The organism is Veillonella sp. 3627 (genome assembly GCF_003992195.1).
Lineage (GTDB): Bacteria > Bacillota > Negativicutes > Veillonellales > Veillonellaceae > F0422.
Genome location: NZ_RQVG01000012.1, coordinates 1 through 17058, shown reverse-complemented (window position 1 = coordinate 17058; position 17058 = coordinate 1). Strand labels below are relative to the sequence as shown.

The 17058-nt window shown below is 38.0% G+C and carries 5 protein-coding genes and 3 tRNA genes; 7 read left to right on the top strand and 1 reads right to left on the bottom strand.

The genetic code is table 11. The features are described from left to right. The first annotated feature begins 1 nt into the window (after position 1). From EO114_RS06845 to EO114_RS06825, 5 genes are all read left to right on the top strand, one after another. Positions 2-226 (top strand): DUF4911 domain-containing protein, encoded by a 225-nt coding sequence (locus tag EO114_RS06845; protein WP_062401305.1) that lies wholly within the window; start codon positions 2-4, stop codon positions 224-226. A 78-nt stretch (positions 227-304) separates the two neighbouring features. Beyond that, positions 305-2392 (top strand): DUF4261 domain-containing protein, encoded by a 2088-nt coding sequence (locus tag EO114_RS06840; protein WP_127062305.1) that lies wholly within the window; start codon positions 305-307, stop codon positions 2390-2392. A gap of 268 nt (positions 2393-2660) precedes the next feature. Continuing rightward, positions 2661-2737 (top strand) — tRNA-Pro (locus EO114_RS06835). 11 nt (positions 2738-2748) lie between these two features. Next, positions 2749-2822 (top strand) — tRNA-Gly (locus tag EO114_RS06830). Between the two features lie 105 nt (positions 2823-2927). Further along, positions 2928-3004: transfer RNA gene (locus EO114_RS06825), tRNA-Arg, on the top strand. A gap of 1018 nt (positions 3005-4022) precedes the next feature. Here EO114_RS06825 and EO114_RS06820 read toward each other — a convergent pair. Beyond that, a complete protein-coding gene (locus EO114_RS06820; protein WP_009352974.1) occupies positions 4023-4658 on the bottom strand; it encodes a nicotinamide mononucleotide transporter in 636 nt (211 codons plus the stop codon). A 214-nt stretch (positions 4659-4872) separates the two neighbouring features. On the opposite strand from EO114_RS06820, the gene EO114_RS06815 reads away from it, so the two are divergent. Together EO114_RS06815 and EO114_RS06810 are read left to right on the top strand one after the other, a co-directional pair. Continuing rightward, positions 4873-5988, top strand: coding sequence for an Abi family protein (locus EO114_RS06815; RefSeq protein WP_127062303.1), 1116 nt, complete (start codon positions 4873-4875; stop codon positions 5986-5988). 1027 nt (positions 5989-7015) lie between these two features. After that, a partial coding sequence (locus EO114_RS06810; protein WP_164723794.1) for an ESPR-type extended signal peptide-containing protein occupies positions 7016-17058 on the top strand: 10043 nt, incomplete at its 3' end.

Here is a 17058-nt window from a genome sequence, read left to right as displayed (position 1 = left end):
GATGCAAGAACAAGAGATTGTGTATGATCCAGAGTATGTGTACTTTCAAATTGAACGGACATATACAAATTATGTGAATCGGATTTTAGAAGGCTATGAATACGTAGGGGTCATGACAACGGTGAATGCGGAGGGATTGTGTATGGTTCGTACTACAGAATCAACACGTGAATTGGCAAAAGAAATTTTACAATCCCTACCGATTTCTGTGACTCTCTTGGAGTGAGTGAATTGTAACAGAGAGACACCACATGAGTTGTACTGGTAGTAAGTATTGGTGATTGAAAGTGGAGATCTAAGAGATATGACAGCAGACAATAAGAAACGGATGCAATATGAACTATATATTCCAGCTCAATTTGATGAATCTTGTCGAGGTTCTTTAGAAATATTGATAGAACATAAGTTGGCGAATGTAGGAGAGGTTCATGAGGGGGAATCGGTATATAAAGAGAATGGTGAGATTGACCATTGTGTAGTTCGGTTTTCTATGGATGAAGGTTCTGAGTTAGTAGAGGAAATGCTTATCTCCTTGGATGAATTAGGGATTCCTTATGGTGCCAAGTTGTATCAAAATGGAAAGGTCATTGCAGAATTAGGTAATTTACATCATGTACATGTGATGCTGGATGCTTCCTTAGGGGATACAAAAAAATTCAAACGATTGGATGCTAAAATTACAGCGGCATTGGAAGAGAATAGTATTGTAAGTACAACATGTATCGATATTCCTAAAGGAATGGCAAGATTTGTGTATTATGTAGCAGATAAAGAGTTAGCGGTGGAGGTAATCAATACCTATCTTCGTAGGAGTGACTTAGGAGTAGGTGCTACCATTGATGTCGTCGATTCAGGGCTGACCATTCATGAACGGTATATGTCAGATATATCTCGCGTGTATCGTGGGTTAGTTCCCGATGTATGGAACGTCATTCAAGGTGAATGGAAAGGGATATCACCACAAGAATGGATGCACCTATTAAAGCGATATCCTAAGACACCAGAAGGGCTTAGTTTCTTGCTGAATGTGGAAAATGGAACATACCAAAAAGAATATACTTCTTTGCATGTAACATTTCCATTATTTATACATGATAATAAACAATTTTATTTATTGTCGGCTCGTCAAATGTTAACATTTGATCGGGAGGGACTGAGTACAAGAAAACTAGATATTCAGGGTCCTACGGATAGACCATCACAAGTGCGTGCTACCCCTGCTAGCTGGGATTTATGTTTGTTTGCGGCGACTGGTGAAGGGGAAAATGCATCTAGGTTATACCTTGACTTTAACCCAACCAAATCTGGTACAGTAGGACAAGTATTATACTTTAACGGTGAAACGAAAACGTTGACATTGCTAGGGCCATCTTTTAGTCATGTATTGTTAGTGCTAATGAAAGAAGCTTCTCATGGATCTGGAGATTATCTGATTCAATCTATTATAGAAAAAACTATGAGTTTGGATGTAGATACCATGGATGTACAAAGTGCGGAAAACCAACTCTTGTTTGAAGCTATGCGGAATTTATCTGAAAGGATCTTAGATAGTATAGGCGATATGGGACCTATGATAGGTAAACGCGGTTTTATGGGGATGGTCTTGCTGGAAGATACAGCATTTGATGTGAATCGATTTAAGAAGGACTTGCTTGCAAGATGGGATATTGATTCGATTACCAGTCCAGAAGGGATGAAAGTTCGAGCTGCTATTGCGACAGTGGATGTGGATTCAGTAGAAGAAGATGACATGGAAGAAGCTCATTTCTTAGTGATTGATGGCTATAAAGTAGTAGTTGCCCCATTCTCCTTTCCTATGCCACGACAGGCGGTAGAACAAGGTGGCATGAGAAATTATCTTTGGGAATCTGCTGTAGAGGTAGGAACACGACATACGTACCATGTGGCGATCAGTATTGTGGAAGGTCCGGGTAATCCTTTGGAAGAAGGCATGTTACTAGCCAAGCTACTTTCAGTGGCTACAGAGCAAGAGGGAGCTAGTGCAGTGTACACGAATGGTGTGCTATATGAAGCTGACAAATTCCATGAAGAAACGGAAACCTTACGAGATGATATGTTGCCTATGGCGAATATGATATGGGTAGATATGGATTTTGAAGAGGATGGCACCATCTCCTTATCTACGAGTGGGATGGAACTGTTCAACCAATTAAATGTGGAGTTCCTTCATTGTCCATGGGATCCAGAGAAAGCTTGGAACTATATCCTAAGTGTAGCGGATTATATTTTGACATCTGATAAGCAGGTAAAAGATGGAGATTCTGTTGGTAGAACAAATGAGGAGCAACTAACGGTACATATCAATGAGCCGGTTCATGCGGATGGAAAACAAAGCATACAAATTTTCTTTACTGAAAGTGAAGAAGAATAAATGCACGAGAAGCGGGGCGTTGGAATACTAACGCAGCCGTTTCTCTTAGTTATATATGGAATCTTGGTACAGTGAGTAGGGAGTGCTGTGTTCCATTTCCGCTTGCCATGTACGGTTAGAAAAAAGTTAAATAAATTATAAAAAAATACTTGCATAGATGTGATGGATATGATATTATATATTTGTTGTTACAGCAAGTAGCAAACGGTAGTGAAACAGTGTTTCCCAAGGACAGTTAAGATGAATCACTACTATGGATAGAAGATATCGGGGCATAGCGCAGTTTGGTAGCGCACCTGGCTTGGGACCAGGGGGTCGCAGGTTCGAATCCTGCTGCTCCGACCATTTTCTTATGTGCGGGTGTAGCTCAATGGTAGAGCCCCAGCCTTCCAAGCTGGTTGCGAGGGTTCGATTCCCTTCACCCGCTCCACTTATACATGTGATTGTATTCAATACGCTCCCATACAGAGACAATGTCTATGTGATGGGTTATTTTATTATGTATGGGTAATTGGATATGATTGTAATTACATATGGTTCAGTAGCTCAGTTGGATAGAGCAACGGCCTTCTAAGCCGTGGGTCGGGGGTTCGAATCCCTCCTGGATCACCAGAGTACTAAGGATTCTACTTGAAGTAGGATCCTTTTTGTGTGGGAGGGATGCTATCGCTAAGACCTTCGCGTCGCCTATGGCTCCTAAAGGTCTAAGCTTACCGCTATTCCTCCTGGATCACCAAGTATTAGCACTTTGTTTCGACAAGGTGCTTTTTCATTTGGAGGGCCCTTCGCTACGCTTCGGGGTGAACATCGTATCGACTAAGCGTGCGTCGTCGCTATGCTCCTAGCACACTAAGTCGATTACGTATCCCTCCTGGATCACCAGAGTACGAAGGATGCTACTTTATGTAGGATCCTTTTTGTGTGGCAGGGATGCTATCGCTAAGTTCTCCGCGTCGCTATGCTCCTAGAGAACTAAGCTTACCGCTATCCCTCCTGGATCACCAGAGTACGAAGGATTCTACTTGATGTAGGATCCTTTTTGTGTGGGAGGGGTGCTATCGCTAAGACCTTCTCGTCGTCTGTGGCTCCTAAAGGTCTAAGCTTGCCGCTATCCCTCCTGGATCACCAAGATTGGCACTTTGTTTCGACAAGGTGCTTTTGTTTCTGTTTATAATTATAAGTAGTATTAAATGTTATCAACAGTATGCACGATTTATGCTATAATAAAACTTGAAGAGTCATCAACGTGAGTTGGGCTCATCTCTTCCTATTATGGGAGGAGGTGATAGTATGACCGAGTTTGAAAAGTTCTATTTGATCATTTTAGCTTTGGAATTACTAATTCATTTTATTGATATCTTGAAATAGATAATAAAATGACCTAACGTAAAGAGGTCTGACCACCTCACACGTTAGGCCCATTTCTTTTTGCCATTGAGATGAGCCTAACGCCGTTCACACGTTGATGGCTCTTCTTATTTATACACGTAGTATAGCATATTCTGAGAAAAAATACTACTGTTAGCTCCTATTAACATTATTATATGCATTTTTTCTCTTTCCAGAATAACAAAACTCCGATGGCGTTAACTATGTAGAATATATACTTCCCTACGTTTGCAAAGTTGCCTTAGGTGAAGGCTTTCAATAGTTGCACGATATTATAAACCATCCAAAATGGCCATTGCGTATCTAATTTTAAAGCGTTAAATAGGTTAGCAATGAGTGAGAAGGCGAATACGATCGTTGTTAGTGTGGATAAGAAATTTATATTCTTATTAAAACCGGTATAATTGGCTACAATTGAAATGGTAAAAGTGACGATAGTGATAATAGTTCCTACTATATATTTTCGGGACGGAGTAATCGTGTTAGGAATGCCTTCATAAGAGGCTTTCCATTTTTTGATGGCAAATGTATAGATGATAAATGTAATAGGATAGGTAATAATGGCCGCTTTATTTCCCAGTATATAATCTATTGCACCGGAGAGGATTGTATTTACAATGCCTAGATAATTCCCCCAGTTGCTTAATTTCCCTGTAAATCGTGTAGATAACATGGAAATACCAACGTTGATAACAGAAATAAGGCCAAAGGGGATGAAAGTAGTCCAAGGGCCCCAATCTACATACTTTTCAAGTCGAGTATTAAGGTATCCAGCAGAGATAGAGATAGTAACAACAAGTGCAACACCAATGACATCAAACAATTTAAAGGTAGCACTTAGAAATGGACTTTTAGATCCTAATAATATTGACTCCATACCTAAAGGAATGCAGTTCTTTTCAATGCTAACGAAATATATTTATATAAATAGTTTGCATTGTCGATTTTTCCATAAAAATATGATAGACTTTTTGTATGGACAAATTGTATCGCTATATTCATAGTAGATGATAATAGTATTTATAGATGAAATTAATTATTATAAAATTAAAGATGAAGGGCTTAGGGAAACTGCAAAAAAGGTGATTTAAATGGCAATAAAAAAATTTTTATCACGTGAAAGTCTGAAAAATAGATTAAAATGTAGAGGGCTTATTTTTAAGGATGATGAATTAAATAAAGTGCTAGTAGAACAAAATTATTATTCTCTATTTAATGGATTTGAAAACTTGTTCTTAGATACATTAAATCCTAAAATATATAAAAATATTACTTTAGATGACTTTAAAGCGGTGTACTCTTTTGATAAAAGATTTTCTAATATTATATTTTCAAGGCTAAATAAGGTAGAAGAGAAGTTAAAGACCTCAATTGTATATCATTTTTCGAAACGGCATTGTACGATGCTTAATGATACGATGCAATATACCAATAAATCAAATTTTATGGACCCTAGTGATACAAATACATCGAGTGTTACATATTGCCCATATTCTCTAAATTATCCCTTTGTCAATGAACAAAATAAAAAAATATACAGTAAGTTTGCTGATTTTATCCTTTTTAAACCATTTTACTTAACGAATCTGATTGATAGGAATGATCATATTGACATGAAGTTTTATCAATCAAAAAAGTATATAGCACCAGCGAATGTTGCAGTATATAGAGATATTCATAAGATTCCACATAAGAATGTCGCAGTCCCTTTTTGGGTGTCTATAGAAACCTTAACGTTTGGAGAGACTGTTAGATTATTACACTATTTGCAAGATGATGTACTAGAGGATGTTTTAAGTGATTTTAAATTAAAGAAAAGTAAGCGATCAGAGTTCCTGAACATGATGGATTTTTTGCTGTGTTTGAGAAATAATTGTGCACATACATCTGTAATTAATCACTTTACCACACCTACATATTATAAGGTTAATTCTAATGTAGTGAAGGCATTTTCATTAAATCCTCAAAAACATTATGGGTATCAGGACTCAAAACTATCTTTATTTGATGTGCTCAAAATTTTAGGATATTTTGAATCCTTGATAGAGTTAAAACAATTGATGAAAAAGTTCTTTTATTCTAATCACCGGAGAATGGGATATCTTGCGGGAAATAAATTGAATCAAAAGTTGTTAAAACGTATGGGATGTTCTAATTATGGACAGTGGAAAACAATGCTGTCAGGGAAAATGCAGTATACTCTATAAATAATGAGTTGACTGAATATAGTAATTCTGATAGTATAATAGATACTTAGATATGGCTCTTAAGAGCTCTTGGTGATGGAGGCATCACCTACTGAAAAAGGACAACACTATGTGTTGTCCTTTTTTGGATTCTAATTTCTCTGATTTATGAACATACCTAATGCAAAGAGGTCTGCTAACCTCAACATGTTAGGCGTCATCATATTCCCAAATTTTGAGATGAGCCTAACGCCGTACACACGTTGATGGCTCTTCTTATCTGTATCTGTAGTATAGTATAAGAAAAAATACTACTCTATTTCCGTGGCGAATAAGCCTAGAGGATTCTATTGTTGAGATATCTAGGATGCTTATGACGCAGTCATGAACTTTGACTTTGATGGTATTGGCAAAACTCGGTAAATGAAAAGAAACAGGTGTCCAAGATAGTTGAAATTTTTGTATTTGAAGATAGTTTGGTAGTTTCACTTTGAATTTTTATGCAAAGTAAGTGATATGTTCTTGTTTTGGTACAGTTAAGCTTGTAAAGACGTATATATGTAATTAGCATAATTGAGAAATAGAATTACCTATAAAAGTAGGAGGAAAAAATATATCTATTTCTAATTAATTCGATGTAGTCCTCAAAGTTTTAATATATATGTACAAGAATAGATGGAAAAATATTGATATATCGATATTTTTGGATGTAAATTTAAGAAAAATTTTTAAATTTCGTAAAAAAACTATTCCAATATGCACTGAATTGGTATATAATGAAAATTGAAAATTATTTTGATAAGTAAAGTAGTTTGTGTTAGGTATTTAGTGTGAAAATAGGGGCTGGATGAAGTGTCCCAAAAGGATGGTGTGTAAATAGATATAAAATAATAATGAATGTTTATCTATTTTAATAAGTTGATTATGAAATACGTAAGCATTCAATTTTTTGTGCCATAAATGCTTAACTTATGAGTATATATTGTAAGTGAGCATCATTTTTTTTTGTTATGTAAATGTTGTAATCATATGAGTATAGGAGTTTAGTATGAACAAAATTTTTAAAGTAATTTGGAGTAAGTCAAAACAATGCTATATTGTTGTATCTGAAATGGCAAAAAATCATTCTGGTAAAAAGAAAATTGTTGTAGCTAGCATCTTGGCGGCTATGGCTGTGGGATCCGGAGCCTTGGTGACGGATGTATCGGCAGATCCAGTAAGAGGTGGAGTATCTTTAGCAGGAGGTGAAACCAAGACCGATGCGACTATTGCAATTGGCTCAGGCAGCTATTCTGATGGAACAGCTATTGGAGGCGATGGATCTAGGAGAGTTGAGCCAGGGATTGCTATTGGTGTAAATGCAAAAGCAATGGGGAACTCAAATGTAGTAATGGGACTGGGATCTCAGATCATAGGTCATTCTTTTGGTGTTGCAATCGGGCGTACTGCTCAAGCTACAGACGATTATGGCGTAAGTGTAGGATATAATACACATGCAGACCTTCATGGCATTGCTATGGGTGAACAATCACGAGCTAAGAAAACAGGGGCTACATCATTTGGTGTTAGTTCTCGTGGCTATGGTAATGGTGCTATAGCTGTAGGGTGGCAGTCGTTAGCGGGCGCTAATGTATATAATGAAAATGGTGTGCCCAATAATGATATCAATACTGATAATGGTAAAACTATTAATGATTATGATAAATGGGGCGATGTTGCCATTGGTGTCCGTACTATTGCTACAGGTGGTAATGCGACTGCCTTAGGTCGTGGTGCTACAGCTAGTGCAGCTAATGCTATCGCTATCGGTGGTGGTGATGGTGGTGAACCAACTAAGGATGGTAATACAGCTTCCGATAATAAAGAAAAAACTAAAGCCACAGCAGAAAAAGCGGTAGCCATTGGTTATAAAGCCTTAGCATCCGATAAAAGTGCTACATCTATAGGTACAGATGCGCAAGCAAGTAAAGCCAGAGCTACAGCTATCGGTTATGAAGTACGAGCGGTAGGTAAAAATGCCGTAGCAATTGGTTCTAGTGGCGAGAACAGCAATAGAAAATTAAATTCAGCAGGTGAAAATGCCATTTCTATTGGTACAGCAGCACAAGCTAATAATAATGAATCTACAGCTATTGGTAAAGAGGCGTTAGCATCTAATACTAATGCTATTGCACTTGGTACAGGCGCAGAAGGAACAGGTAATACTGCTACAGCTATTGGTTATCTAGTGAAAGCAACAGAGAGTAATGCATTTGCAGCAGGTAGTGAAAGCTTAGCTTCTGGTAAAAACTCTATTAGTATTGGTAGTACATTTAATAATACAACGAATCAATCGACTGGCGAAGCTTCTATTGCCATTGGTGCTGCTGCACGGTCTACAGGTGCTGGATCTGTAGCCTTGGGTAGAAATGTTCAATCCTTAAGAGAATATACCACAGCAATTGGTACCAACATTACAGCTAGCAAGGAGGCTTCTGGTAGCACAATTATTGGGTATAATTCTTTTTCAAAAGCGAACCAGTCTGTCAATATTGGTTCTACAAATGAAACGCATGAAGCGGCTCAATACTCTACAGCGATTGGTTATGATGTACGAGCAAAAGGTAAAAATGCTGTTGCTATTGGATCTAGCGCTGATAGTAGTGCAAAAGTAATTGCTGCAGGTGCAGATGCCATTGCCATTGGTACATCAGCGCAAGGTAATGCTGTCGCATCAACAGCGATTGGTAAGCAAGCAGTAGCAAGTGGCGAAAACTCTATTGCATTTGGTACCTCTGCCAAAGGAGTTGGAGCCTCTGCCACAGCAATTGGTAATGGTGCCACAACGGCGAACGCTAATGCTATTGCATTGGGTACATCCGCGCAAGGGACAGGAGAATCAGCTACAGCGATTGGTAATGGGGCTCAAGCAACCGATTCACATGCTTTTGCAGCGGGTGTAGGTGCTAAAGCAACAGGTAGCTCTGCTATTGCTGTAGGTAATAGTGCGTCAGCGGCTAAAGCTAACTCAGTAGCTATAGGTACTGACACAACGGCTTCTGAAAAAGAAACTGTGGCGGTAGGTTTACGGGCTTCTGCAAATGGCTTGCGATCTGTTTCTGTTGGTATTGATACAGAATCAACAACAGCAGACGGCGTTTCTGTAGGTTACCTATCAAAATCAAAAGCGTTGGGTGCAGTGGCCATTGGTAGAAATGCAGTGGTAACAGCAGAAAAATCTACTGCTGTTGGTTATGATTTAACAGTTTCAAATTCAGCAAGTACAAACATTGGTTATACATCTACAGTGAATGCGAACCAAGCGACAAGTATTGGTGCTCGAAATTTAGTGGAATCGGGAGCACAATATGGTACTGCCCTAGGATATTTTGTTAATATATCTGGTAAAAATGCGATAGGTATTGGTTCTAGCGGAGATGTCAAAAATGTAGTAGCTTCTGCTGAAAATGCGGCTGCCATCGGTACATCTGCACAGGCGACAGCATCTAGTGCGATGGCTTTAGGTACTAATGCAAATGCTGCCTTAGCACATTCGGTAGCACTAGGTGAAGGGTCTACTACAACGGAAGCAGATGGAGCTGGAAAAACAGCGTATTTGTCTGGTGAATCTACTAACAATAGCGGTAATGGTGTGATTTCCGTTGGTAATAAACGAAATGATTCTGATAGAACAGCTACTATAACACGTCGTATTGTCAGTGTAGCGGGTGGTACTGATGATTATGATGCAGTGAACGTGAAACAGTTGAAAGCATTAGAATCCAATGAGTGGTTATTACGTACACAAAATGTGGGAGATGCTAACCCAACTGATGTGGCGCCTCAAACTGTGAATAATCAAACTAAGAAACGTGTTACTTTAAAAGCAGGCGACAATATTGCCATTTCTAATTCCAATGGTGTTGTTACGTTGAATGTAACAAATGTTGTGAAAACAGTAACTAGTGGGAATACAGCTGCTTTAACAGTAAATAATAACAATGGTGCTGTTACGATTACACCGAATATTGCTAGTTCTGTAGGAGCAGCGAATGAGGATAACAAACTTGTTACCTCTGGCAAAGTAAAAGCAGCTCTTGATGATAAAATTGATAAAACAGCTGAGATGCATATCAAATCAGGTGAGTATACAGTAAATACTGATGGTACAGCTTCTTTGATTCAACAAAATGGTAATAACCAAGATCAAAGCACTCGCGTTACGATTAAAGATATTGCTAAAAAATCTGTAGTAGATACATTGCAGTCCGATTATAATACTTTCAAGATGAAAGCGATTACTTTCACTGGTGACGATACTCAAGGTGTAGCACGTACTTTAGATACAACATTAACTGTCAAAGGTGGTGCGAATTACACGTCTACTACAACGAATACTAATATTCGTGTGGAAAAAGACGGTACGACTGGGTTAGCTGTTAAATTATCTGACAAGTTAACAGGCATGAAAGAAATCTCTGGCACTGGTTCGCAAGATTTAGTGATCAATAATGGTAATACTAAAGTCACTGTAAAAGCTCCAGCTAATGGAGACAATGGTACAGTCGACTTTGGTAATGCGAAAGTAGTAGCATCTAACTTAGATGCATCTATCAAATATCGTGCTAACGATGATGCAGCAGCGAAAGCTAAATCTGTTAAATTAGCTGATGGATTTAACTTCGTAGCAAGTAAAGATGCCACGACTACGGCAGAAGGTCCAAAATCTGGCTTGGCTATCAAAGCAGAAGATAATGGCAAAGTAACATTTGGCTTAGATAAAGCGACTCGTGAAAAAGTTGACAACGCAGCGGATAAAAACTTAAGTAATTTATCTGATGATGGTAAAAATAAAGTCAAAGAATTAGCAAAAACAGCAGCACAAGATGCTGTGAAAGTAGCTAATGGTATTAATACCACTGTTGAAAAAGATACAGCAACTGCAGGTGTAACGACATATAAAGTAAATGCTAATGATACAACGGTAGCAGTTACTGGAAACGGACTTGCTATTACTGGTGGTGATTTAGGTACAGATAAAGTACGTAAATACTCCTTAGATTTATCTGCAGCTACAAAAGGTAAATTAGCTGCTGTAGGAAATTTAGCAACAAATGTGATTGGTGGAACTACAATTGCTACAGATGGTACTGTAACAGGACCTACTTTCAACATTACTAAAGCAGATGGTACTGCTGAAAATGCTGGAACTATTAAAGAGGCCATCGAAAAATTAGATGCAGCGAATAAGGGGCAAAATACTAAAATCTCTGATACTGCAGAAAAAGTAACAAATTTAGCTACTGCATTAGGTGGTGGTGCTAAAGTAGAAAATGGTACTTTCACAGGTCCTACATATAACATTACAAAAGCGGATGGTTCAGGCACAGAAACCGCATCTAATGTTGGCGAAGCCATTACTAAATTAGATACTCGTATTACTACAGCTAATGGTGCATTAGTTACTAAAGGCTTAGACTTCACAGGTAATGACACAACTGATGCTGGTAAAGTACATCGTGATTTAGGTACTACTTTGACAATTAAAGGTGCAGAAAACTTCACTCGTGCAGCAGCTGAGAATAACATCAAAGTTGTGAAAAATGGCGATGCTCTTGATGTAAAATTGGCAGAAAACCTTGCGAAGATGAAAGAAATCTCTGGTGATGGTGCTAGTGATTTGGTGATCAAAAATGGCGATACAAAAGTAACTGTAAAAGCTCCAACTAATGGAGACAAAGGTACAGTCGACTTTGGTGATGCGAAAGTAATTGCTAAAAACTTAGATACAAGTATTGCTTATAAATCAAATCAAGACACTGCTAAGAAAACAGTTAAACTGCAAGATGGATTTAACTTCACAGCAGCTACAGAGACTACTACCACTGCAGAAGGTCCTAAATCTGGTTTAGCAATCACAACAGGCGATAATGGTGTAGTTACATTTGGTTTAGACAAAGCGACTCGTGAAAAAGTCGACAATGCAGCGGATAAAAACTTAAGCAATTTATCTGATACAGGAAAAACTACAGTTAAAGAATTAGCAAAAGGCGCAGCACAAGATGCTGTGAAAGTAGCAGACGGTATTAATACTACTGTTGAAAAAGATACAGCAACTGCAGGTGTAACGACATATAAAGTAAATGCTAACGATACTACAGTAGCGGTAACAGGTGATGGACTTGCGATTACTGGTGGAGATTTAGGTACAGATAAAGTACGTAAATATTCCTTAGATTTATCTGCAGCTACAAAAGGTAAATTAGCAGCTGTAGGAAATTTAGCTACAAATGTAATCGGTGGCACTACAGTCAATGCAGATGGCACAGTAGTAGGACCAACTTTCAGTATTACAAAAGCAGATGGCACAAATGAAACGGCAAATACCTTAAAAGATGCTATTGATAAGTTGAACGCTACAAATGCTGGACAAAATACAAAAATCTCTGAAACAGCAGGAAAAGTAACAACTTTAGAAGGAAAAGTAGATGGTATCGTTGAAAAAGGTATGGTATTTGCTGGTGATGATGCAACAGCAGATAAAGTAACTCGTAAATTAGGAGAAACTTTAAACATCCACGGTCAAAATAATATTACTGTGAAAAAAGATGGTACTGCAGCAGATACATTAAATGTAAAACTTGCTAGTGAATTGAAAAATATCACATCTATCAGCAGTGGAAATGGTACAACAGGCTCTACAGTTACATTAGGTGCAGATGGTGTATCTATCGCTAATACGAAAGATGGAGCTACTAAAACTGTTACAATCGGTAAAGATGGTATCAATGCTGGTGGTATGAAAATCACTAATGTAGGAGAAGCTAAAGCTGAAGGCGATGCAGCGAATAAAAAATATGTAGATGATGCAATTACCAACTTAGGAAATATTGTATCTGGTAATGCTACCTTAAACTTTGCTGGTAATGTAACAAAAAATGCACAAGATCAAGCAACTGAAAAAGTAGGGTTATCCTTGGCAACAGGTACATTACATGTGAATGGTGCTGAAAACGAAATCACTACGACAGCAAAAGGAGATACAATTACAGTTGGATTAGCTGAAACTGTAAAAGCTCAATTAGCAAAAGTAGGTGATACATCCTCTAACGGACGTGATGGCAAAGATGGTACATCTGGTGCGAAAGGCTTAACTGGTAAAGACGGCTTAAATGACAAAACATTAACTGAAAAAGTGAATGCATTACGTAATGGTGAAGCCGGATCTGTAGTATATACAGATGAAAATGGTACACGTTTAGTAAAAGCTAAAGATGGAGAATACTATAAAGCTGCAGATGTAGATGCAACAGGTAATGTATTGAATGGTGCAACAAAAGCTACTACTGTAGAAGCTCGTGTGGTGAACCCAGATGGTACAACAACAGGTGGCACAACTAAATTGTCCAACATTGCAGATGGCAAAGTAGCAGCAGGTTCCAAAGACGCTGTGAACGGTGGTCAATTACATACTGCTAAATCTGAAATTGGTGCTATCATCGGTGGCACAACAATTAATGAAAATGGCAAAATTACAGGACCAACTTTCAGCATTACTAATGAAGCTGGTACTGCTGAAAATGCTGGAACTATTAAAGAGGCCATCGAAAAACTAGATGCAGCGAATGCAGCACAAAATACTAAGATTTCTGAAACTACAGAAAAATTAACAAAATTAGGTGAAACGGTTACTACCAATTACAATGATTTGTCTAAAAAAATCACTGATGGTGCTACGAATATAACTAATACACTTACTACTAAAGGCTTAGATTTCACAGGTAATGACACAACTGATGCTGGTAAATTACATCGTGATTTAGGTACCACTTTGACAATCAAGGGAACTGAAAACTTCACTCGTGCAGCAACTGAGAACAACATCAAAGTTGTTAAAAATGGCGATGCTCTTGATGTGAAATTAGCAGAAAACCTTGCCAAGATGAAAGAAATCTCTGGTGATGGTACTAGTGATTTGGTGATCAAAAATGGCGATACAAAAGTAACTGTAAAAGCTCCAACTAATGGAGACAAAGGTACAGTCGACTTTGGTGATGCGAAAGTAATTGCTAAAAACTTAGATACAAGTATTGCTTATAAATCAAATCAAGACACTGCTAAGAAAACAGTTAAATTGCAAGATGGATTTAACTTCACAGCAGCTACAGACACTACTACCACTGCAGAAGGTCCTAAATCTGGTTTAGCAATCACAACAGGCGATAATGGTGTAGTTACATTTGGTTTAGATAAAGCGACTCGTAGCACTATTGATAACGCAGCAGATAAAGACTTAAGCAATTTAACTGATACAGGAAAAACTACAGTTAAAGAATTAGCAAAAGGTGCAGCACAAGATGCTGTGAAAGTAGCAGATGGTATTAATACGACTGTTGAAAAAGATACAGCAACTGTAGGCGTAACTACATATAAAGTAAATGCTAACGATACAACAGTAGCAGTTACAGGAGATGGACTTGCGATTAAAGGTGGAGATTTAGGTACAGATAAAGTACGTAAATATTCCTTAGATTTATCTGACACAGTAAAAGCAAAATTAAATGCTATTAACAATGTAGGTGATACAGCATCTAATGGTCGTGATGGTGTAAATGGCGCATCTGGTGCGAAAGGCTTAACTGGCAAAGATGGCTTAAACGATAAAACATTAACAGATAAAGTGAATGCATTACGTAACGGCGAAGCTGGATCTGTAGTATATACAGATGAAAATGGTGCACGTTTAGTAAAAGCTAAAGATGGAGAATACTATAAAGCTGCAGATGTAGATAAAGATGGCAATGTATTGAATGGTGCAACAAAAGCTACTACTGTAGAAGCTCGTGTGGTTAACCCAGATGGTACAACAACTGGTGGCACAACTAAATTGTCCAACATTGCTGATGGTAAAGTAGCAGCTAATTCTAAAGATGCTGTGAACGGCGGTCAATTGAACACTGTTAAATCTGATTTAGCCACAGCCTTAGGTGGTGGTGCTAAAGTAGAAAACGGTGTATTCACAGGCCCTACGTACAACATCACTAAAGATGATGGTAGCAATACAACAGAAGCTGTGAACAATGTAGGGGATGCGATTTCTAAATTAGATGGTCGTATCAATAATGCGAACACTGTCCTTGGCAATAAAGGCTTAGATTTCTATGGCAATAAAGATGCTGCTGATACAGATAAAGTACATCGCAATCTTGGTGAAGCTTTAAAAGTGAAAGGTGCAGAAAACTTCACTCGTGAAGCTAATGCTAAGAATAATATTGATGTAGTGAAAAATACTGCAGGTGATGGTTTTGATGTGAAATTAGCAGAAAACCTTGGCAATATTAAATCTATTAGTAATGCTACAGGAGCAGGTAAACCAGGTTCTACAATTACCTTAGGAGCAGATGGTGTTTCTATCGCTAATACTGCAGCAGGTGCAGATGGAGCAGCTGGCGAAACTAAAACTGTTACAATCGGTAAAGATGGTATCAATGCTGGTGGTATGAAAATCACTAATGTAGCGAAAGCGACAGACAATGGCGATGCAGCGAATAAAGAATATGTAGATGATGCGATTAAGAACTTAAATACAACAGTGACTAATAATGCAAATCTACGTTATGCTGGTGATACTAACGTAGGTGCAGCAGCTGATGCAGATCACTTGAACTTACCATTGGCCACAGGTACTTTAAAAGTAGCTGGTACTGCTGATCAAATCAAAACTGTAGCTAACAATGGAACGATTACTTTGTCCTTAGCTGAAAAAGTAACAAATAAGTTAGATAAACTTGGTGATACAGCAGCAGATGGACGAGATGGTAAAGCGGCTAATGGACAAGCTGGTGATGCAGGTAATGCTGGTGATAAAGGTGCGACTGGTAAAGACGGCTTAAATGGTACAAACTTAACAGATAAAGTAAATGCATTACGTAACGGCGAAGCTGGATCTGTGGTATACACAGATGAAAATGGTGAACGTCTAGTTAAAGCAAATAACGGTAATTACTATAAAACTACAGATGTAGATAAAACAGGCAATGTAGTAAACAATGCACAACCGGCTACTACTGTAGAAGCTCGTGTGGTTAACCCAGATGGTACAACAACTGGTGGTACAACTAAATTGTCCAACATCGCTGATGGAAAAGTAGCAGCAGGCTCCAAAGATGCTGTGAACGGTGGACAATTACATACTACTAAATCTGAAATTGGTGCTATCATCGGTGGCACAACAATTAATGAAAATGGCAAAATTACAGGCCCAACTTTCAGTATTACTAATGCGGCTGGTACTAAAGATGATGTCACTACGATTAAGGATGCTATTGAAAAATTAGATGCTACCAATGCAGCACAAAATACTAAGATTTCTGAAACTACAGAAAAATTAACAAACTTAGGTGACACAGTTACTAACAATTACAATGATTTATCTAAAAAAATCACTGATGGTAGTACGAATATAACTAATACACTTACAACCAAGGGCTTGGATTTCACAGGTAACGATACAACTGCGAAAGTACACCGTGACTTAGGTACTACTTTGACAATCAAAGGTGCAGATAACTTCACTCGTACAGCAACTGAAACAAATAACATCAAAGTGGTTAAAACTGATAATGACCTTGATGTGAAATTAGCAGAAAACCTTGGCAATATTAAATCTATTAGTAATGCTACAGGAGCAGGTAAACCAGGTTCTACAATTACCTTAGGAGCAGATGGTGTTTCTATCGCTAATACTGCAGCAGGTGCAGATGGAGCAGCTGGTGAAACTAAAACTGTTACAATCGGTAAAGATGGTATCAATGCTGGTGGTATGAAAATCACTAATGTAGCGAAAGCGATAGACAATGGCGATGCAGCGAATAAAGAATATGTGGATGATGCGATTAAGAACTTGAATACAACAGTGACTAATAATGCAAATCTACGTTATGCTGGTGATACTAACGAAGGTGTAGCAGCTGGTGAAGATCACTTGAACTTACCATTGGCCACAGGTACTTTAAAAGTAGCTGGTACTGCTGACCAAATCAAAACTGTAGCTAACAATGGAACGATTACTTTGTCCTTAGCTGAAAAAGTAACAAATAAGTTAGATAAACT